Here is a 19,147-nt window from a genome sequence, read left to right as displayed (position 1 = left end):
ATGGCGAAGTACTTCGACATGCATCCAGAGAATCCGCAGAAGCGGGCGGTCAGTCAGGTGACCGCGATTGTCCGCGACGGCGGCCTCATCGCGTACCCGACGGACTCGTGCTTCGCGCTGGGCTGCCAACTCGGCAACCGGGACGGCCTGGACCGGATCCGGACCATCCGGCATCTGGACGACCGGCACCATTTCACGTTGGTCTGCCAGAACTTCGCGCAGCTGGGCCAGTTCGTCCAGATCGACAATGCGGTTTTCCGCTCGATCAAGGCATCCACGCCGGGCAGTTACACCTTTATCCTGCCGGCCACCAAGGAGGTGCCGCGCCGGCTGCTGCACCCGAAAAAGAAGACCGTCGGCGTACGGATTCCCGACCATGTCGTCGCGCAGGCGCTGCTGGCGGACCTCGGCGAGCCGCTGCTGTCCAGCACGCTGCTGCTGCCGGACCACCAGGAGCCGATGACGCAGGGCTGGGAGATCAAGGAGGAGCTCGATCACTCGGTGGACGACGCGTGATCGACTCCGGCGACTGCGGCACCGAGCCGACCACCGTCGTCGACTTCTCCGACAACGAGCCGGTCATCCTGCGCTACGGCGCCGGCGACCCCGCCCGCTTCGAATAGCCCCTCTCCTCACTCACAGCAACCCTCCACTCGGCTACATTGACCGCATCGACGCGATGCGTGCGTCCAGCGCACGCATCGCGTCGATGCGGTCAAAAGGGCCGTGACGGAGAGTTAGTCAACGAGGGCTGGGGTCGGCTCCGGGACGGAAGCCGAAGCCGGTACGGGCACAGCGGCCGGTTCGGGCGTACGACGGGCGTGGGCGATCAGGCCCAGCACCGCGACGAGCAAACCGAGGGTCGCTACGCCGGAGATCACGAACAGCGCCGGACGGAAACCGGCCAGCAGTGCCGCCGACGAGGCCTGCGTGCCGCCGCTCGCGGTGACGACCGCGGTCACCACGGCCAGCACCACCGCCCCACCGATCTGTACGGACGTGTTCAGCAGCCCACCGGCCAAGCCCTGCTCGTCGTCGCCGACCCCGGCGGTGGCCTGGATGTTGTACGCCGGGAAGGCCAGCATGAAACCCACCCCCAGCAACAACATGCTCGGCAGCAAGGTGGTGAAGTAGTTGCTGTCCGGGCCCACGTCGAAGAACAGCAGGTAGCCGGCGACGTGCGCGACCACGCCGGCGGCGATCGTCGGGGCGGTGCCGATCCGGTCCACGATCTTCGCGGTCTGCGGCGACCCGATCGCCACGATCAGCGCGGCCGGCAGGAAGGAACGCGAGCGCGGTCTGCAGCGGCGACCAGTGGCGTACGCCCTGCAGGTAGAGCATCACCACGAACTGGAAGCTGATGTAGCCGCCGAAGAACGCGACCACACCCAGGTTGGCCCGCCGCAACGCGCCGCCCCGCAGGATGCCCAGCCGCAGCAGTGGGTGCTTGGTGTTGCGTTCGACCAGGACGAACGCGGTGGCCAATGCGGCGGCGATGACCAGGCCGGCGATCGTACGCACCGACGCCCAGCCCGCCTCCGGCGCGCTGACCACGGTGAACACCAGCAACATCGCGGCCGCGACGCCAAGGATCGCGCCGGCTATGTCGTATCCGCGACCGTCCTTCTCCGGCCGCGCGCTGCGCGGGATCAGCCGGTACGCCGCGAACAGCGCGTCGCCACCGCGATCGGGAACGGCAGCAGGAAGGTCCAGCGCCAGCCCACCTGGGTCATCACGCCGGAGAAGACCAGGCCGAGGGAGTAGCCGCTGGCGCCGAACACCCCGAAGATGCTGAGCGCGCGGTTGCGGGCGTGGCCCCCTCCGGGAAGGTGGTGGTCACGATCGAAAGCGCGGCCGGCGCGGTGAAGGCGGCGGCCATGCCCTTGATGAAGCGGGCCGCGATGAGCAGCGCGCGCGTTGTCCACGAGCCCGCCCAGCAGCGAGGCGACCGCGAAGACAGCGAGCGCGATCAGCAGCACCCGGCGGCGCCCGAGCAGGTCAGCGGCCCGGCCGCCGAGCAGCAGCAGGCCGCCGTAGCCCAGCACGTACCCACTCACCACCCACTGCAGCGCGGAGGTGGAAAGGCCGAGGTCGGCGCGGATGGCCGGCAGCGCGACGCCGACCATGGAGACATCGAGAGCGTCGAGGGCAACCACGATGCAGACAACCAGGAGAACGCCCCACAGGCGTGCGTCCCACCGCTGTCCGACCGGTAAGGCCCGGGAGGTCCCGGGAGAGGTGGTGTCGAAAGAAGTCACGTTGATCAAGCTACATGCATATGCATAAGATGCCAACGCAATTAATGGTGACGCATCTTATGCTCATGCATCTGGTACGATAGCCGCCATGGCCACCCTTGCCAAGGACATCACTAGGCCGGTTACCAGCGTAAACGCTGCCACCGACAGTTCCGCCGAGCGCGATCTCGTGCACGAATGGCACGAACTACTCGCCCGACATTCGACTGTGAGCTGCGCCATTGAGCGCGCGCTCCAGGAGGGTCACGGCCTCGGAGTGAGCGAGTTCGAGGCGCTGGAGCGACTGGTGGAGATGGACAAGGACCAGTGCCGTGGCCAGGATCTGTTCGAGAGCCTGCCGCTGAGCCAGAGCGCCGCCTCCCGGCTGATCGCCCGGCTGGAACGCGAGGGCCTGGTCACCCGCGAGATCTGCGAACTGGACCGGCGGGCCATTTTCATCTGCATCACCGACGCCGGCCGGGCCCGCTACCAGGCCGCCCCCGCCCCACCCAACGCGCGGTCCTCGCCGCCACCATGCACTAGAAGGACCTCCACCAACAACGCCCCTTCGCCGCCCGCGAAGGGGCGTTGTTGACGTCTGTACGCCAATAGCAGTGAGCACCTGCTAACGTACGTTTGCATGTGGACGGGCGGCTCCGGGGACGACCTGGTCAGTGCGCTCAGTACGCTCGCCAACCCGCATCGCCTGCGGGTCATCGCCGCTCTCGCCGACCAGGAGACGTACGTGAGTGAGCTGGCCCGCCGGCTCGGGATCAGCCGCGCGCTGCTGCAGGCGCACCTGCGTCGGCTCGAAGCCGCCGGGCTGGTCACGTCCCGACTCGAGCTGTCCGCGGACGGCAAGGCGATGAAGTTCTACCGGGTGAACCCGTTCGTTTTCCACCTGACGCCGGAAACCGTCGCGCTCGCGGCGCAAACCCTCAGCGTTCCCGACCACACCGACGAGAAAGGACAGCCTTGATGACCTGGCAATGGCAGGAGGTGATTGGCACCGCCGGCGCGTTCGTCCTGATTATCTCCGTGGTGACCGTGACCATTTGGCAGGTCGGCGCCACCCGGCGGGCCAAGGCACTGCTGGCGGCCCAGCACGACTACCGAGATCTCGCCGAGAGAGTGGCGCGTACGCAGGAAAACACCGAGAAACAACTGACCGCCCTCGCGGAGCGGATGGCCGACGTGCAGGCTCGGATGGGCTCGGTCGAGCGAATCCTCAAGGACGTCGAGTAAACCCTGGACCGCCGAGCTGCCACTCGACGGTCCAGGCAACCGGAGAAACGCGTGCTCCTCCTGAAGGGACCTTAGTTCATGCTGTCCGAAAACCGGCCGTTGACCGGGCGCATCGCCGCCTGGGCGGTAAGGCACCGAGCCCCCGCGATCGGCGGCTGGCTCGCGCTCGTGGTGATCGCGATCCTCACCGGCACGCTCGCGAACGGGCCGAACGCCCGTACCCAGGATCCGGGTGAAGCCGGCCGGGCCGAGCGAATTCTGGCCACACAGAATGGCGTCGAACCGATCCGCGACAACGTTTTGTTGCAGGGCAACGATCGCGACGACGCTGACGACGATCTGGTGGCGACATTGGGCACGATGCCGGTGACGGACGTACGCACCGCCGTACGTTCTCGGGATTTGCTGGTGTCCTTTGCATTCCTTGGACCGGCAACCCAACTCCACGCACAGGCCACCGCGATTGCCGCCACTGTACGGAAAGTGGCCGCGCGACACCCGAACGTGGTGCTGACCGAGTCCGGCGACCTCAGCCTGGCGGCCGCCGTCGACCAGGGCATCAAGGCGGACTTCCAGGGCGCGGAAAGAACTTCCCTGCCGCTGACCGTAGTCATCCTGCTGGTCGTCTTCGGTTCGCTGATCGCCGCGTCGATCCCCCTGCTGCTCGCCGGGACGGCGGTGGTGGGCGACCTTTGGTTTCCTCGCGCTCATCGAAAAATGGATCTCCGTCAACAGCGCCACCTCGGCGATGATCCTGCTGATCGGGATCGCGGTCGGCGTCGACTACACGCTGTTCTCCTTGCGCCGCTACCGCGAGGAGCGATCCGCGGGCCGCACCGCGAACGACGCCTCACGGATCACCGCCAGCACGTCCGGCCGGGTGGTGCTGGTCTCCGGACTGACCGTCATGCTGTGTCTGACCGGACTTCTGTGCACTGGCCTGGACAACTTCCGCGGCCTGACGGTTGGCGCGGTGCTGGTCGTCGGTTTGTCCCTGACTGGTGCGGTGATCGCGCTGCCCGCACTGCTGGCCGCCCTCGGTCCGTGGGTGGACCGGCTCCGCGTCCCGTGGCTCGGCCGCTGGCGTACGCACGCGCGCCCGTCCCGTCTTTGGTCCGCGACAGCCCGAAAAGTGACCCGGCGGCCGGTCGTCTGGGCCGTCGTGGGTGCTCTCACGCTGGCCGCGCTGGCACTTCCCGCACTCGGGATGCGGTTGCACGACCCGGCCGCCACCGACAGCCTGCCGCACAGCACTCCGGCGGTCGCCGCGGCCCTGCGGGTCCAGACGGCCTTTCCCGGTGTCCTGACCCCGGCCAAGGTGGTGGTGAGCGGACCGGCGCAAGGTGCCCAGATTTTGGCTGCTCTAAACGCAGAAGTTGCGGACAGCGGCGGGTTGCTGGCCGAGCCGGTGATCGCCACGAAAGTCGGCGGCGTGCTCGTCGTACGGGTGCCGCTCGCCGGCACCGGCGCGGACGCGGTGTCCGACCGCGCGCTGGAATTCCTACGCCAGCAGGCACTGCCATCGGCACTGGGGCCGATGCCGGGAGTCACCTACGCGGTGGCCGGAAAGACAGCCGTTTCGTACGACTTCAACCAACAACTGGGCAGCCGTACGCCACTGGTCTTCGCTTTCGTGCTGGTGCTGGGTTTCGTGCTGCTGGCGGTGACCTTGCACTCGGTGGCCGTTTCGCTGTTCTCGATCGCGCTCAACCTGCTCTCAGTCGGCGCCGCTTACGGCCTGGTGACGTGGATTTTCCAGGATGGGCACCTGTCGTCGGTGCTCGGATTCCGGCCGTACGGTGGAGTCACCGGCTGGCTGCCGCTGTTCATGTTCGTCCTGCTTTTCGCGCTGAGCATGGACTACCAGATCTTCATCGTGAGCCGGATCCGGGAACGTCAGGCCGACCTGCCTACAAAGGAGGCGGTGGTGGCGGGAATTGGCGCGAGCGCGGGTGTGGTCACCAGCGCCGCCGTCATCATGACTGCCGTGTTCGGCGTTTTCGTGACCCTGTCGGCTATCGAATACAAGATGCTCGGTATCGGGATGGCTGCGGCCATCCTGCTGGACGCGACCGTTGTTCGCGGAATCCTGCTCCCAGCCGGCATGTGCCTGCTGTCGTCGCGACCCGGAAAGCGAACTGTGGAAGGTGCACGCGGCTAGGTCCTGTCTGGTTATTGCGGTGGGATGAGAGTCGAGATCCAGGAGTTGGCTGGTGGTGCCGCGGGAAAGCCTTCATAGCAGCGCTATGGGGGCTTTTCCGCGGTGCCGCCAGCCGGCTCCTGGGCTCGGCTATCGCCCGCCGCAATAACCAGACAGGGCCTAGAATCGGCGCCATGTCCAGCCTGATGATGAAGTCCATGACCTTGGTGCTGCGGGCCAGTAAGGCCCGCGCGGCCCGCCGGTTCGCACGTACCGGCGGGCCCGGCCCGGTCGCTGCTCCGGCCGAACCACCGGCGTCGCTCATGAAGGCGTGCGTTGTCACCAAAAGGGACTTCGAGGGCCTGCCGGCGTACGAGATAGTGCCGAAGAACGCGCCGAAGCCCACCAAAACGCTGCTCTACCTGCATGGCGGCGGCTACGTGAGCCCCATTCTGACGGCCCACTGGTGGTTGGTGCACCGGCTCGCGGTCGCGAACGGGATCCGGGTGCTGGTGCCGTTCTACCAGTTGGCACCCAAGGGCACCCATCGCGACGCCTTCCCCAGATTGCTGCGCTATTACGAGAAAGCGCTCACCAGCGCCGAGAGCGTCATCATCGGTGGCGACTCGGCCGGCGGTGGGCTCGCGCTGGCGCTGGCTGCGCAGATCAGGGAGGCCGGGCTGACCTCGCCGGCCCGACTGCTGCTTTTCGCCCCCTGGCTCGATGTCACCATGAAGAACCCGGACATCGGCGACCTGGCGAACACCGATCCGATGCTGACGCTGCCCCGGCTGATCGAGGCCGGCCGGCTGTGGGCCGGTGACGACTCCCCCCGACCTGCCGTCGGTGAGCCCGATCAACGAGGACCTCGCCGGACTGCCACCGATAGAGGTTTTCGTTGGTACGAACGACATGCTCGTCGCCGACTGCCGCAAACTCGCGACAAAGGCCGGCACGCCCGTGGTCGTACACGAATATCCGGGCGCTTTCCATGTCTTCATCGCGGTCGTCCTGCTGCCTGAGTCACGCCGTGCTCTCGCGCGAGGTCAGCGCAGTGATCGCGAGCGCTGGCTAGCAGGTGCTGGGGACCGCGATTACTCGACGCCGAGCATCACCTCGGTCGACTTCACCAGCACGGTGACCCGGCTGCCCTCGACGAGCTTGAGGTCCTCAGCGGCCTCCCGGGTGATCGAAGCGGTGATCGGGTGACCGCCGTCGACGGTGACCTTGACAATCGCCATGGCCTCACCGAAGTCGACGGAGTTGACGATGCCGGGCAGCTGGTTGCGGGTGGACAGGCGCATGGAAGCCTCACGGTTGCGAAAGATTGACTGGTCAGCAACCAAAGCTAGGGCAGGAATCCGCCGAATGCGAACGAAGCCGCAAAGGCGGAGTTCGGCCGGCCTGTCGGAGCGTAAATGCGGTGATCAGTTGGTGACGGTGATATTTGTGAGGCCGCTGCCAGCGTTCTTGACCGTGTTGCTGGCGTAGACGACGTTCGGCTGGTCGCATTTCTTCTGATCCGTCACATCGATGGCGTACCCGCCGGCGCCACCGAGGTCGGAACTGTTGCTGACAAACGCGTTCTGACATCCCCAGCCGTCGACGGCCTGGTGCACCTGATAACCGTCCACCAGCGACCCCACTCCGTCGTACGTGCCGGTGTTGTCGGAGAGCTGATAGCCGTCGCCTTTCACGTCGATCCAGGAATCGGCGGCATTCTGGCCGGAGATACCGTGCCCGTCAAAGGTGTTTCCCTTCACCACCCCACCGGTGGTGCCCTCCTTGATATCCACTTCCTCGGCCGCCACATTCGGTCCGAGGTGGTCGCCGATCACCTGGTTGCGGTCGCTGCGATCGGGACCACCATCCACCCCGAACTCATCCCAGTGGTTTTTTTTCGCCGACCCGAGATAGATCGCTTCGCCGTATTGCGGCTGAGTCCGACCGGTGTCATGGACGACCGAATCGCTGATCACGTTGTCGGAGCTGGAGCCGCGCAGGTGGATTGCCTCGGAGTCCACATCGGACACCTCGACCCGGTCGATCACCACGTGACTGGATCCGTCCAGCACGATCCCCTTCGCCGCGTCGGATACCGCGAAACCGGTCAGGTTCCAGTAGTCGGCGCCGTGCAGATGCATGCCATAGCCGCAGAACTTGATATCGCCGTCGCCCGGATCGCATTTCCCGGCTGAATTCGACAACACGGCGGTACGCGGCCCAGTCAACGTGATGGGCTGGCCCGCGGTGCCTTTTCTGGTCGCGAAGAAATTGCCATCGTAATGCCCGGGCGCCATGTCAATGGTTTGGCCGGGGGTGGCCGCGGCTAATGCGGCGACGAGTTCATCGGTCGTACTCACCGCGATATTCGGCTTACCTACCGCAATCTTCTCACTACCGTCACCCGAGCCGTACGCGCTGCCGACATTCTCTTCGGATCCATGCGCCGCGACCGCCACGGCGGCCAGGACGGCGGCCATCGCCACCTGTGGCAGCGCCACCATAACCACCCTGGAAATGCCGCTGGATCGAATCCGCGCACGTCCGCCCCCTTTGTTCGACCAGTCCGGTCCCATAAATCCCGCACGTCGGGCATAATGCCGGCTCCACTCGGGACGGGTCCCCGACTTTTCGGCGCTTTCAGGTGACTGCCCGAATACGGGTTGTTGATCTTCGTACGAATCATCGGACATATCGGACGGAATTTCGGGGATTGGTTACATTCGGCGATCTGTGGCCGATAACTCTTCGGAATCCCCGCGCGCCAGGAACAACCGTCATCAGGCGAACCCCCGATCGCCTCGACCGCGAAGGACCCAGAATGAGAACAAGCCGTGTCTTTGTCGCGCTCTTTTTAGCCCTCGGTACGACCGCGGTGACCACCGCGGTGTCCGTGACACCAGCGCAGGCCGCTACTACCGGTGACTACGTGAACCAGGTCGTCACGCTGACGAACCAGAACCGGCGCGCGCACGGATGCCCCAACCTGACGCTCAACGCCACGCTGACCAAGGTCGCGCAGCAGCACAGCGCGGACATGGCCGCGCACAACTACTTCTCCCACAACACCCAGAGCGGCCGCGCGACCGGGCGCCCGGATCACCGCCGCCGGCTACCGCTGGCACCGCTGGGCGGAGAACATCGCGGCCGGCTTCCCGACCCCGGCCAAGGTGGTGTCCGGCTGGATGGCCAGCACCGGCCACCGGGCGAACATCCTGAACTGCAGCCTGCGGGACATCGGTGTCGGTTACGTGCAGACCACCCACGCGACCTACCCGACCTACTGGACGCAGGACTTCGGCACCCATTAGGGCGTGCCAGGCGGACTCGACGGGGTGGCAGTCCCGTCGAGTTCGCCTACGCTCGTACGCATGCGGACGTACGACGCTGAGCAACTGTTGGCGGTGGCGCGCGAAGAGGCGCTGCTGGGCCGAGAAGCCGGCGGCGTACCGATTGGCGCGGCGCTTTTCACGGTGACCGGCGAGCTGCTCGGCCGCGGCCACAACCGGCGAGTGCAGGACGGCGATCGATCCGTCGATGCACGCCGAGACCTGCGCGTTCCGGGCCGCTGGCCGCCGCCCGCACTACCGCGACACGATCATGGTGACCACGTTGTCGCCATGCTGGTACTGCAGCGGCCTGGTCCGCCAGTTCGGCATCTCGCACGTGATCATCGGCGAGGCCACCACTTTCCACGGCGGCCACGACTGGTTGGCCGAAAACGGCGTCGGGATCACCTTGCTGGACGATCCGGCCTGTGTGTCGCTGATGACGGAATTCATCGAGAAGCATCCCGATCTGTGGTTCGAGGACATCGGCGTCGAAAAGACCTAGAACTCACTGGCCTTTTCTTGCGAAACCAGCCTCTTCCCGTATTGCTCGGACATTCCACCTATCCGGCCGCTATTGCCGCCGATTATCGCGAAGAAAAGCTGGACCTCGGCGCGGTTGGATAGGCTGCGCAACGCCGACGAAACATCCTCCGCTTATTTTCCAGTGGGGCGTGCAAGAGAGGCGGACACTATGGCCACCGTACGACCGAAAGCGGCGACCACCGCCGTCGGTGAATACCGGGACAAGGTCGTGGCGGTCGAGCCTGGCGGAATCGAATCAGTGGCCGACGCCGACCGGCACGGCAAACCGCACCAGCTGTTCTGGACCTGGGCCTCGCCGAACCTGGAGTTCGCGACGATCTTCGTCGGAGTGCTCGCGGTGTCGGTTTTCGGGCTGAATCTGTGGCAGGCCGTGCTCGGCGTGGTGATCGGCAATGCGCTTGGTTCGCTCGCTCATGGGCTGCTGTCCGCCCGTGGACCTCGCTACGGCGTGCCGCAAAAATGGTCCTCAGCCGGCTCGGTTTCGGCTATTGGGGCAACACGCTGCCGGCTGGCCTGATGTCCCTCACCGCCGGGATCGGCTGGTTCGCGGTGAACAGCGTCAGCGGCGCGTTCGCGCTCAACACCCTCACCCGGCTGCCGGTGTTGTTGTGTGTCTGCTGCTCATCATCGTGGTGGCGCAGGTCGGGATCGGATTCTTCGGGCACAATCTGGTGCAGGCGTACGAGAAGTACGTTTTCGTGGTGCTGGCACTGATTTTCGCGATCAGTGGGATAGTGATTCTTGCCAAGACGCAACCCGGCGGTGCGTCCGCCGGTGGCATTGGCGGCTTCCTGCTCACCGTCGGCACCGCCTTCGGCTACACCGCCGGCTGGAACCCGTATGCCGCCGACTACACCCGCTATCTCCCCAAAACCGTCAGCCCGCGAGCCGTCGGCTGGTTCGCCGGACTCGGACTTTTCCTCTCCTGCAGTGTTTTGATGCTCATCGGCGCCGCTTCGGCCACGATTGGTGGAAAATCCACCGACACACCGACCGCTGCCTTCACCAGTCACCTGCCCGGTTGGCTGGCCGCGCTGACCCTGCTGGCGATCGCGTTGGGAGCGGTCGCCGCGAACTCGCTCAACATCTATTCCGGCGCGCTCGCCTTCCTCGCCCTCGGGATCACGCTGCCGCTGGCCTGGCGCCGCGCCATCGTCGCGCGCGGCTCGCTTCGGTACGGTCGGGTTTTTCCTCGCGTGGCTGGGCCTTTCCGACGCGGGCGCGGCGTACGAGAGCTTCCTGCTGGTCATCTCGTACTGGATCAGCCCGTGGCTCGCGGTGGTCTTCGTGGACCAGTTCCTGCGTCGCGGCCAACAGGCCGGCCATCTGCTCGAGGACCGTACGCACAGCAACTGGGCCGGCCTCGCCGCGTTCGTGCTCGGCGCGGCCGTTTCGATCGTGCTGTTCGCGAACCAGACGCTCTACACGGCGCCAGTGCCCAAGGTGCTCCCCGCCGTCGGCGACATCACCTTCCTGGTCGGCTTCGGCATCGCGGGCCTGCTCTTCCTCGCCCTCGGCCGCCGCCCGGTCGCTCCGTAACCAAACCACCAGCAATGGCACATTGCCGGCATCCGACCCTCGTTAAGTCATTATTTATGAATTATTATTGACAGTGAGCCAGGTCACCTTGCATGCTGCTTCGGGCGAGTAGCCCCGCCATGCCGTCGTGCCGACGAAAGGTGCTCTGCCATGCCCTCCAGAAGCCGCCGATGGCGCCTAGCCACCGCGTTTCTCGCTGCTCTGACCTGCGTTTTCGCCCTCTTCACCGGTCCAGCCGCAGCCAGGTACGGGCGGACCACCGGCGCCGTCGACCAGGGCGCCCCGACGTACTACGACAGTGGCCTGGCGCGTACGCCCTCCATGGGCTGGAACACCTACTACGGACTCGGCGCCCCGTCTGAGGACAAGATCAAGGCGGTCGCCGACTATCTCGTGTCCAGCGGGCTGCGGGCCGCCGGCTACGACATCGCCTGGATCGACGGCGGTTGGACCGCGCCGCAACCGCGGGACGCGAGCGGCAACCTGCTCGCCGACCCGGCGAAGTTTCCCAGCGGCCTGCCGACGCTGGTGGGCTACCTGCACAGTCGTGGGCTGCGGGCCGGCATCTACACCGACGCCGGCGCGTCCGACGGCAAGAACTGCGCGCGGCGGCAGTGGCGGACACTACCAGACGACACGAAACGCTTCGCCGGCTGGAAATTCGACGCCATCAAGATCGACTTCCTTTGTGGCATCGCGCAGAACCTGAAGCCGGCCGACGTTTTCGCGCAGTTCAGCGCCGCCGTACGCACCGCCGGCCGACCGATGCTGCTCAATCTCTGCAACCCGGTCACCAACGACTGGGGCGTGCCGCACGGTCCCGACCAGGTCGCCGGCGTCTCGTACTCCTTCGGCCCGTTGATCGCCGACTCCTGGCGGACCGACACCGACATCGCCTTCGGTACGCCGTACGAAGGCATCTGGGTCGACGTGCTGCGGAACATGGACGACAACGCCGCCCATCCGGAGGCGAACGGGCCCGGGCACTACAACGACCCGGATTACCTGATTCCCATGCGCAAGACCGAAAAGGGCACGTACGAGCTGAACGAGGAAGAATCGACGAGCCAGCTGGTGATGTGGTCCGAAATGGCCTCCCCGCTGATCATCGGCTCGGATCCACGGACGCTGCCGCAGTCCATGGTCAACACCTTGAAAAACCCGGAAATCGTGGGCGTCGACCAGGATCCACTGGCCATCCAGGGCGTCCGAGTGGCCTCCGCCAACGGCACCGACACATACAGCAAAGTGTTGTCCGGCAACGGAAACCGCGCGGTCGTGTTGCTCAACCGGAACACCGCACCAACATCGATGACAGTGACCTTCGCGCAGGCCGGACTGCGGGGCACCGTCGCCGTACGCGACCTGCGGGCTCGCTCTGACCGAGGCTCCGCGACCGGCTCGTACACCGTCACCGTCCCCGCACACGGCACGGCTTTCCTGCGGTTGCACGGAACCGACCTGGTGCCTGGCAGCGATCTCGGCGGCGACGCCTCGGCCAGCCCGGCACTGGTACGACTCGACGACACTCACGCGATGGTGTTCGCCCGCGCCGCGAATGGCTCCCTGGAAGCGAAAACGACGGGCCAGCCGGGGTGGACCCCACTCGGTGGCGCGATCCTCGGGCAGCCCGCCGCGTACCGCGGCACCGACGGGGCGGATCGACGTTTTCGTCCGTGGCCTGGACAACGCCGCGTACCAGCGGACCCTGCAGCACGGCACCTGGGGCGTCTGGGTACGCCTGGGCGGCCAGCTCACCGACGCGCCGACCGCCGCGTTCACCAGCCCCCAGTCGTGGACGTTGGTCGGCCGCGGCACCGACGGCCGGGTGTGGAGTCGTACGCAGTCCAGCGGTTGGACCAGTTTTGGCGCACCGAATAACAAACCGATCTACGGCCGGCCTTCAGCGGTGACCGATGGGACCGGCATGTACGTGGCCGTACGAGCCGCGGACGACAGCGTTTGGGTGCGTACGAACGCAGGCTGGTCGAGCCTTGGCGGCGTCGTCAGCGGCAGCCCGACGCTGGTTTCCACGCTCGGCCAGATCTATCTGTTCGCCCGAGCCAGCGACTACACGCTCTGGCAGGTCAACCACACCGACGGCGGCTGGGGCGGCTGGTTCAACCGCCCGGAGTTTCCCAGCAACGCCGTCATTGGCTCGGTCGGCGCGGCCGCCGGCCCCGACGGCTCCGCCTGGCTGGCGGTTCGCGGCCCGGACAACCACCTCTACCAAACAACTTTGTAGACCACGGGGTGTGACAACTGCCTCAGCGGGAATCGCTTTTACCAATAGCCGGACGGACGTAAGTTAGTCACGGGTTGATCGTTTCGGCTGATCGGCCCTGGAGCCATGGCGGCACGGATTTCGGTCTGTGCCATGCCATTGGGGGACCTACCGGTCCGGCGCCTGATCTGTATGACGGGTTGGGCGCCGGACAGGTAGCGTTGTTCTCCCTGTCCCAGAGGTCATTCCACCTGCTGGGATCGCGAAAAAATATTCCGAAGTCGCAAAAAAAAAAACGGCTGTTCTGTCGCCCCTCCTCCGCATCTGCGGCAACACCGGCGCCAAATGTGCCTCCTGCACAAACACGCCCAGGGCAAAGTGGGCAAACACGACTTCGTTGGACGTGGTGCGCTGTGTCACACTCTGCGCCTGAATTGGATGCTTCGACGTACGCCCGCGGATGCCGGCGCATCCGGGTAACCCGTTAGCCGACCGGCACGCCCCGCTGCCAGCCGGCCGAAAGGACAGCCGATGGCAGATCACCGTCGATCGCCCCAGCCACAGCCTCAGCACGCGGCTGCCCCCTCCGGCCTGAGAAGGCGCAGAGTGCTCGGCTACCTGCTCGCCGCGCCCACCCTCGCGGTCGCCGCCGGCATCGGTGCCGAGTCGTTCGCTGGCCGCGACGCGGACGCGGCGATCCCGTCCCCACCGGAGCCCGCGGAGCTGCTGGACCTCGGCGACGCGCTCACGCTGGCGGCCGCACCCACCTCCGGACTGATCGCGATCCAGATGAACAGCGACGGCACCGCGTCCTTCGCGGTGCCGCGGGCCGAAGTCGGGCAGGGCATCACCACCACGATGACCATCCTGCTCGCCGAAGAGCTCAACATGCCGATGAGCAAGGGTGCACGTCACACTCGCCGACGCGCGCCCGGAGCTGCTGCTCAACCAGCTCACCGGCGGGTCGAATTCGGTGCGCTCGCTCTACACTCCGGTGCGTACGGCCGCCGCCATCGCCAAGTCCCGGCTGCTGCAGACCGCCGCCACCAAATGGGGGGTGCCAACCTCGTCACTGACCGTCAAGGCCGGCGTCATCCACCACGCCCAGACCGGCCGGACCGCGTCGTACGGCTCGCTGGCAGTGGCCGCCCGGAGCAAGAAGGTGGAGCAGGTCGCCGTCCACCTCAAGGACGCGTCGGAATTCAAAGTCGTTGGTACGCCGCAAAAACGGATCGACGCGCTCGCCGCGGTCACCGGCAAGAAGCAGTTCACGATGGACCTGGACGTGCCGAACGCACTGCCGACCATGGTGTGCCGGCCGCCGACGATCAAGGGCACCGTCAAGTCCGTCCAGAACCTCGCGCAGGTCAAGGCGATGCCGGGCGTCACCGACGTGGTGACGATCTCGACCGGGGTGGCCGTACGAGCGCAGACCTTCGGACAGTGCATCGACGCCGTACGGGCCCTGCAGGTCACCTGGAACGGTGGCAGCGTTGACAAAGAGTCGGACGCGACGGTGTTGGCCAAGCTCAAGGCCGCCTCGCTGCCGCTGATCGTGCCGCCACTGCTGACCAAATACATCGACGCGGAGTTCGTGTTTCCCTTCGCCAGCAACACCGCACTGGAAACCAACTGCGCGATCGCGGACGTACGCGCGGACAGCGCGGAGGTCTGGGCCGGCCTGAAGTCGCCCATCGACGTACAGGAAGAAATCGCCACCAGCCTCGGCATGCCCGTGACGGCGGTGAAAGTTCATGTCATCACCGGCGGTGGTTCCTTCGGTCGCAAGCTGTTCGGCGACGCCGCGTACGAGGCGGTCGAGGTCTCCCACAAGATCGGCAAGCCGGTCAAACTGATGTGGCACCGTACCGACGACATCCGGCATGGCCGCGCGCATCCCATGTGCTACGCCAAAATTCGAGCCACTTATGCGGCCGGCAACGTCGTCACGTACGAACAACGGCACACCAGCGTGTTCACCGACTTCACCCACGGGCTGGGCGAGGCGCTGACCGCCACCGCGTCCAAACTTCCGGTCGGCGGGCTCGGTTTTTTTTCCGAGACGGTGTTCTCGCTTTCCCAGTCGGTGCCGTATAACTTCGGGGTCACTACGCAGCTGTTGAACGAGGTCCAGCTGGACTTCCACACCGGCAGCATGCGCAACGTCTATTCGCCGAACGTGACCTGCGCCCGGGAGCTGGTGGTCGACCAGCTGGCCGCCAAGATGGGCAAGGACCCGATGGCGTTCCGTCGGTCTTTCATGAAGAACGACCGATTCCGGGCGGTGTTGGACAAGGTCGCGCAGGCCGGCGACTGGGGCAAGGCGATGCCGGCCGGAATGGCGCAGGGCATCGGTTTCCACGCCGAGTACAAAAGCTGCGTCGCCGTCCTGGTCGAGATCGACTGCCGGCCCGCGACGGTGAACCGGAAAGTACGCGACGGTGTGACCGGCCCGCGGATCACCAAGGCGACCATCGCGGTCGACGTGGGCCTGCCGATCAACCCGCTCGGGTTGCAAGCGCAGATGATCAGCGCACTGTCCGACGGCATTGGCCTCGGGCTCACCCAGAGCATCCACATCAAGGACGGCCTGCCGCTGGAAGGCAGCTGGGACCACTACTTCTACACCAGGCAGTGGAACGCGCCGACCGACGTGCAGGTTTTCGTGATGCCAGCCAACAGCGCCGATCCCGGTGGCGCCGGCGAACTGGGCGTGGCCGCCTCGCTGGCCGCGGTCGCCTGTGGTTACGCCCGCGCGACCAAGACGATGCCGACCACCCTCCCGATCAATCACGGCACCCTCGGTTTCGAGCCACTGCCCCGTACGCCGTCCATTCCCGACTCGCCGACCGACGGCCTCGATTACGCGTTCTAGGAGCTTTGGTGCCCAAACACACTCATTCATTCTGAACGGCGAGAAGATCACCATTGAGGCCGAGGACAACGAGCGGCTGCTGTGGGTGCTCCGTGACCTGGTCGGCTTGAAGGGACCGAAATACGGCTGCGGGCTGGATGTCTGCAAGTCGTGTACGAGCCACATCAACGGCAAGGCGTTCAACCCCTGCTCGGTGCCGGTCAGCAAGATCAAGGCCACCGACGAGATCACCACGATCGAGGGCCTGGCCAACAAGGAGACCGGCGAGCTGCACCCGATGCAGCAGGCCTGGCTGGATTACGACGTGGCCGAGTGCGGCTACTGCCAGCCCGGCCAGATCATGGCCGCGATCGCGAAGGTCAAGCAGGCCCGGGCGAATGGCCACGAGATCAGTGACACGGACTTCGACGAGCTGCGGAACATCTGCCGCTGCGGCACGTACTTCCGGATCCGTGAGGCGGTCCGCGCCGGCGCCGCCAAGATGTAGCTCGATGCTAGGGGTGACGTCCTCCGGGCGTCACCTCTAGCTGTGTTTTACCAGGCGACAGGCAAGGTGCCGAAGCCGGACATGATGCCGGCCGTACGGCGTGAAGGCGGGCCGGCCAGGGTCATCGCGGGCAGCCGCCGAAGCAGCGTGGCGATGGCGATGCGGCCCTGGGTACGGGCCAGCGGCGCGCCGACGCAGTGGTGGATGCCGTGTCCGAACGCCAGGTGACCGGAGACCTTCCGGCTGATCGCGAGGTCATTGGGATCCATGTACTGTCGGGCGTCCCGATTGGCGGCGGCGAGATCGACAACCACCACGGCGCCGGCCGGGATCGTCTCGTCGCCGATCTCCACATTCTCGACAGCGCAGCGAAAAGTGCCATGCCGGACCGGCGGGTCGTACCGCAGGAACTCCTCCACCGCCGATCCCAGCAGCTCCGGCCGGGCCGCCAACATCGCCCGCTGCCCGGGGTTCGTGAGCAGCGCGTGGACGCCGTTGCCGATCAGGTTCACGGTGGTTTCATGGCCCGCGACCAACAAAAGAAATGTCATTGACGCCAGCTCGGCGGCGCTGAGCCGATCGCCGCCGTCGCTGACCTCGACCAGGTCGGACAACAGCGCGCCGTCCGGGCGCTGGCGTTTTTCCCTGACCAGATCGGCGATATAGCCGCGCAGGTCCTGTCCAGACGTGTTCTCCTCAGCGAAAAGCCGAGTGGACAGCTGCCGTACCAACGCCCGGTCGTGCGCCGGCACGCCGAGCAGCTCGCAGATCACCGTCACCGGAAGCGGCGCGGCGTAGGCGGCGATGAGATCGACAGCACGGTCGTTGCCCAACCCGTCGTTGCCAAACCCGTCCACCAGCTCGTCCGCGAGCCGCTGGATCCACGGCTCCAGGTCGCGAACCCGCCGGCCGGTGAACACCCGAGCCACCAACGATCGAAGCCGGGTGTGCACTGGCGGATCGGCGTGATTCATGTCGGCGCCATCTTCGTCATCGGGCAGGTCGAAACCGGCCGCGGCGGCCAGCGCCGTTCGCCCATTCCGCAGGTCCTTGCTGATCCGCGGATCGGTCAGCACCGCTCGTACGTCGTCATGGCCGGTGACCATCCAGACCGTCAGTCCGTTCGGCAGCCGGGTCTTATGCATCGTCCAGTTCCTTACTGTCACGGGGAACGCTCGGCCCACTTATTAATCGATCGATAAGTACGGTCGAATGCTAGGCTACTAATCGATCGATAAGCAAGGGGATGTCTTGAACGAGATGCGTGAGCGGATCCTGGCCGCGGCGATCGACCTGTTTGGCGAGGTCGGCTATGACAAGGCGTCGATTCGCGAACTCGGCCGGCGGCTGGGCGTCACGTCAGCCGCGCTCTACTACCACTTCGGCAACAAGGAAGAGATCCTGCTCGCGCTCGCGGACACGGTCCGGGAGGCGGTCGAGGCGGTGGTCGCGGCCGGCGAGCCCATCACCGACCTGGCCGGGCGACGGAAGCGGATCCTGGCCGACTACTTCGACGTGGTGTGGCAGCACCGGAAGCTGATGGCCGTGTTGGAGAGCAGCCTCGCCGCGGTCCGCAACCTGCCTCCGGGCGTACGAACGAGACAGGCTCTGGAGCGGTTGACCGAACTGCTGGCCACCGACCCGGAGGCCGGCGGCCGGCTCCGGGCCGCCGCCAGCCTCAGCCTGCTCACCAGCTCCCCCCGACTGGTCGGCAGGCTAAGCGAACCGCTGGCCCGCCGGCATCTGCTCGCCGCGGCACGCGGCGCCCTTGAGTACGCCGCCGACGAGCTCACTGTGGGCAGCAGCGGCGGCTGACGCGGCGTTGACCAGCGCCAACGGCATGCTGTGGCCTAGACTTGGGATGACTGTCGGGCGACGGCACGAGTGAGCGCGAAAAGAGCACCGGTGAGCGAGCCAACGACAGGACCCAGCGGTGGGCGGGAGCGCATCCGCCGCGCCGCTTACGACCTGTTCAGCCGCGAGGGCACCCGCGCGGTCGGGGTGGACGCCATTATCGCCCGGGCCGGGGTCGCGATGACGCTCTATCGCAATTTCGCGTCCAAGGACGACCTGATCCTGGACTTCCTGGAACAGCGCGAACAGACCTGGACCAAGGACTGGCTACAGGCCGAAGTACGCGAACGCGCGTCCACCCCACGCGGACAGTTGCTCGCCATTTTCGACACCTTTTCCGACTGGTTCGTCCAACCCGACTTCGAGGGCTGTGCGTTTCTCACCATCATGGTCGAAATCAACGACCCGACCAGCCGGATCCACCAGGCCACCGTGAGGCACCTGGCCAACATCCGGATCTTCCTCAGCGAGCTGGCCGAAGCCGCCGGCGCCGCGGACCCGGACGCCTTTGCGCGGAAATGGCACATCCTGATGAAGGGCTCCATCATGGCCGCCCATGAGGGTGACACCGACGCGGGTCGGCGGGCCCGCGAACTGGGCGAGCTTTTCCTCCAAAGCCAGGGAATCCTCGCCGATGAGGACCGCTCGGTCTGGTGAAACCGTGCCGT

General features: G+C 66.2%; 17 protein-coding genes and 5 pseudogenes. 16 read left to right on the top strand and 6 right to left on the bottom strand.

All coding sequences use genetic code 11. The features are described from left to right. Entirely contained in the window at nucleotides 1-516 is a 516-nt protein-coding gene (locus GNX96_RS14390) for an L-threonylcarbamoyladenylate synthase (protein WP_279580333.1), read from the top strand. Between the two features lie 221 nt (nucleotides 517-737). Here the strand turns inward: GNX96_RS14390 and GNX96_RS63495 are convergent. Then, nucleotides 738-2,300, bottom strand: a pseudogene (locus tag GNX96_RS63495) (MFS transporter). 46 nt (nucleotides 2,301-2,346) lie between these two features. On the opposite strand from GNX96_RS63495, the gene GNX96_RS14380 reads away from it, so the two are divergent. The 3 genes from GNX96_RS14380 to GNX96_RS14370 are packed head-to-tail and all read left to right on the top strand — an operon-like array spanning nucleotide 2,347 to nucleotide 3,482. After that, nucleotides 2,347-2,832 (top strand): MarR family winged helix-turn-helix transcriptional regulator, encoded by a 486-nt coding sequence (locus tag GNX96_RS14380; RefSeq protein WP_279580329.1) that lies wholly within the window; start codon nucleotides 2,347-2,349, stop codon nucleotides 2,830-2,832. A gap of 45 nt (nucleotides 2,833-2,877) precedes the next feature. Then, nucleotides 2,878-3,216 (top strand): ArsR/SmtB family transcription factor, encoded by a 339-nt coding sequence (locus tag GNX96_RS14375; RefSeq protein WP_163568463.1) that lies wholly within the window; start codon nucleotides 2,878-2,880, stop codon nucleotides 3,214-3,216. Beyond that, nucleotides 3,216-3,482: a hypothetical protein gene (locus GNX96_RS14370; protein ID WP_163568462.1), complete on the top strand. Its 267-nt coding sequence runs from the start codon at nucleotides 3,216-3,218 to the stop codon at nucleotides 3,480-3,482. Before GNX96_RS14375 ends, GNX96_RS14370 begins: the two co-directional genes overlap by 1 nt. Nucleotides 3,483-3,553: 71 nt before the next feature. Here the strand turns inward: GNX96_RS14370 and GNX96_RS51760 are convergent, their stop codons facing one another. Further along, nucleotides 3,554-4,096, bottom strand: a complete 543-nt coding sequence (locus tag GNX96_RS51760; RefSeq protein WP_279580328.1) for a hypothetical protein — start codon at nucleotides 4,094-4,096, stop codon at nucleotides 3,554-3,556. A gap of 95 nt (nucleotides 4,097-4,191) precedes the next feature. Between GNX96_RS51760 and GNX96_RS14365 the strand changes: the two genes are divergently transcribed. The 3 genes and pseudogenes from GNX96_RS14365 to GNX96_RS63490 form a co-directional block, all read left to right on the top strand. After that, nucleotides 4,192-5,643: an MMPL family transporter gene (locus GNX96_RS14365; protein WP_313885673.1), complete on the top strand. Its 1,452-nt coding sequence runs from the start codon at nucleotides 4,192-4,194 to the stop codon at nucleotides 5,641-5,643. Between the two features lie 173 nt (nucleotides 5,644-5,816). Further along, nucleotides 5,817-6,434: pseudogene (locus GNX96_RS14360) on the top strand (alpha/beta hydrolase); the annotation flags it as partial. A gap of 7 nt (nucleotides 6,435-6,441) precedes the next feature. Then, nucleotides 6,442-6,564, top strand: a pseudogene (locus GNX96_RS63490) (hypothetical protein); the annotation flags it as partial. 152 nt (nucleotides 6,565-6,716) lie between these two features. Here the strand turns inward: GNX96_RS63490 and GNX96_RS14350 are convergent. Both GNX96_RS14350 and GNX96_RS14345 read right to left on the bottom strand, forming a co-directional pair. Next, nucleotides 6,717-6,926: a TOBE domain-containing protein gene (locus GNX96_RS14350; RefSeq protein WP_163568459.1), complete on the bottom strand. Its 210-nt coding sequence runs from the start codon at nucleotides 6,924-6,926 to the stop codon at nucleotides 6,717-6,719. 123 nt (nucleotides 6,927-7,049) lie between these two features. Beyond that, nucleotides 7,050-8,129, bottom strand: a complete 1,080-nt coding sequence (locus GNX96_RS14345) for a right-handed parallel beta-helix repeat-containing protein (protein WP_163568458.1) — start codon at nucleotides 8,127-8,129, stop codon at nucleotides 7,050-7,052. A gap of 317 nt (nucleotides 8,130-8,446) precedes the next feature. Here GNX96_RS14345 and GNX96_RS67210 point away from each other — a divergent pair, with 317 nt between their 5' ends. The 5 genes and pseudogenes from GNX96_RS67210 (at nucleotide 8,447) to GNX96_RS51755 (ending at nucleotide 13,284) form a co-directional block, all read left to right on the top strand. Next, nucleotides 8,447-9,016 (top strand): CAP domain-containing protein, encoded by a 570-nt coding sequence (locus GNX96_RS67210; protein ID WP_279580327.1) that lies wholly within the window; start codon nucleotides 8,447-8,449, stop codon nucleotides 9,014-9,016. Next, nucleotides 8,997-9,459: pseudogene (locus tag GNX96_RS14335) on the top strand (nucleoside deaminase). The gene GNX96_RS67210 and the pseudogene GNX96_RS14335 overlap by 20 nt, the downstream one beginning before the upstream one ends. A gap of 189 nt (nucleotides 9,460-9,648) precedes the next feature. Next, nucleotides 9,649-11,039, top strand: a pseudogene (locus GNX96_RS14330) (purine-cytosine permease family protein). Nucleotides 11,040-11,189: 150 nt separating this feature from the next. Further along, nucleotides 11,190-12,920 carry a glycoside hydrolase family 27 protein gene (locus GNX96_RS14325; protein WP_279580326.1) on the top strand — a complete coding sequence of 577 codons (1,731 nt, stop codon included), beginning with the start codon at nucleotides 11,190-11,192 and terminating at the stop codon, nucleotides 12,918-12,920. Between the two features lie 28 nt (nucleotides 12,921-12,948). After that, nucleotides 12,949-13,284: a hypothetical protein gene (locus GNX96_RS51755; RefSeq protein WP_279580325.1), complete on the top strand. Its 336-nt coding sequence runs from the start codon at nucleotides 12,949-12,951 to the stop codon at nucleotides 13,282-13,284. Nucleotides 13,285-13,877: 593 nt separating this feature from the next. Here the strand turns inward: GNX96_RS51755 and GNX96_RS51750 are convergent. After that, nucleotides 13,878-14,165 carry a hypothetical protein gene (locus tag GNX96_RS51750; RefSeq protein WP_279580324.1) on the bottom strand — a complete coding sequence of 96 codons (288 nt, stop codon included), beginning with the start codon at nucleotides 14,163-14,165 and terminating at the stop codon, nucleotides 13,878-13,880. A 2-nt stretch (nucleotides 14,166-14,167) separates the two neighbouring features. Between GNX96_RS51750 and GNX96_RS14320 the strand changes: the two genes are divergently transcribed. Beyond that, entirely contained in the window at nucleotides 14,168-16,138 is a 1,971-nt protein-coding gene (locus GNX96_RS14320; protein ID WP_279580323.1) for a molybdopterin cofactor-binding domain-containing protein, read from the top strand. Continuing rightward, the gene (locus tag GNX96_RS14315; protein WP_163568513.1) at nucleotides 16,125-16,625 is read left to right on the top strand and encodes a (2Fe-2S)-binding protein; all 501 of its coding nucleotides are present in this window, start codon (nucleotides 16,125-16,127) and stop codon (nucleotides 16,623-16,625) included. The genes GNX96_RS14320 and GNX96_RS14315 overlap by 14 nt, the downstream gene beginning before the upstream one ends. 47 nt (nucleotides 16,626-16,672) lie before the next feature. Here the strand turns inward: GNX96_RS14315 and GNX96_RS14310 are convergent, their stop codons facing one another. Beyond that, nucleotides 16,673-17,770: a cytochrome P450 family protein gene (locus GNX96_RS14310; protein WP_163568457.1), complete on the bottom strand. Its 1,098-nt coding sequence runs from the start codon at nucleotides 17,768-17,770 to the stop codon at nucleotides 16,673-16,675. A 115-nt stretch (nucleotides 17,771-17,885) separates the two neighbouring features. Between GNX96_RS14310 and GNX96_RS14305 the strand changes: the two genes are divergently transcribed. Both GNX96_RS14305 and GNX96_RS14300 read left to right on the top strand, forming a co-directional pair. Beyond that, nucleotides 17,886-18,440, top strand: coding sequence for a TetR/AcrR family transcriptional regulator (locus GNX96_RS14305; protein ID WP_163568456.1), 555 nt, complete (start codon nucleotides 17,886-17,888; stop codon nucleotides 18,438-18,440). Nucleotides 18,441-18,530: 90 nt separating this feature from the next. After that, complete coding sequence (locus GNX96_RS14300; protein WP_163568455.1) at nucleotides 18,531-19,136, top strand: TetR/AcrR family transcriptional regulator; 606 nt, start codon at nucleotides 18,531-18,533, stop codon at nucleotides 19,134-19,136. Nucleotides 19,137-19,147 lie beyond the last annotated feature (11 nt).

It is taken from the genome of Fodinicola feengrottensis (assembly GCF_010993775.1).
Taxonomy (GTDB): domain Bacteria; phylum Actinomycetota; class Actinomycetes; order Mycobacteriales; family HKI-0501; genus Fodinicola; species Fodinicola feengrottensis.
The sequence above is the reverse complement of the archived record's forward strand: the minus strand, read 5'-3'. Positions and strand labels throughout refer to the sequence as shown.

Coding starts and splice junctions, on each gene's coding strand:
- GNX96_RS51760 (WP_279580328.1), bottom strand. CDS start 4,096: ATGACTACGGTCAGCGGCAGGGAAGTTCTTTCCGCGCCCTGGAAGTCC.
- GNX96_RS14350 (WP_163568459.1), bottom strand. CDS start 6,926: ATGCGCCTGTCCACCCGCAACCAGCTGCCCGGCATCGTCAACTCCGTC.
- GNX96_RS14325 (WP_279580326.1), top strand. CDS start 11,190: ATGCCCTCCAGAAGCCGCCGATGGCGCCTAGCCACCGCGTTTCTCGCT.
- GNX96_RS67210 (WP_279580327.1), top strand. CDS start 8,447: ATGAGAACAAGCCGTGTCTTTGTCGCGCTCTTTTTAGCCCTCGGTACG.
- GNX96_RS14375 (WP_163568463.1), top strand. CDS start 2,878: ATGTGGACGGGCGGCTCCGGGGACGACCTGGTCAGTGCGCTCAGTACG.
- GNX96_RS14370 (WP_163568462.1), top strand. CDS start 3,216: ATGACCTGGCAATGGCAGGAGGTGATTGGCACCGCCGGCGCGTTCGTC.
- GNX96_RS14305 (WP_163568456.1), top strand. CDS start 17,886: ATGCGTGAGCGGATCCTGGCCGCGGCGATCGACCTGTTTGGCGAGGTC.
- GNX96_RS14390 (WP_279580333.1), top strand. CDS start 1: ATGGCGAAGTACTTCGACATGCATCCAGAGAATCCGCAGAAGCGGGCG.
- GNX96_RS14310 (WP_163568457.1), bottom strand. CDS start 17,770: ATGCATAAGACCCGGCTGCCGAACGGACTGACGGTCTGGATGGTCACC.
- GNX96_RS14380 (WP_279580329.1), top strand. CDS start 2,347: ATGGCCACCCTTGCCAAGGACATCACTAGGCCGGTTACCAGCGTAAAC.
- GNX96_RS14345 (WP_163568458.1), bottom strand. CDS start 8,129: ATGGTGGCGCTGCCACAGGTGGCGATGGCCGCCGTCCTGGCCGCCGTG.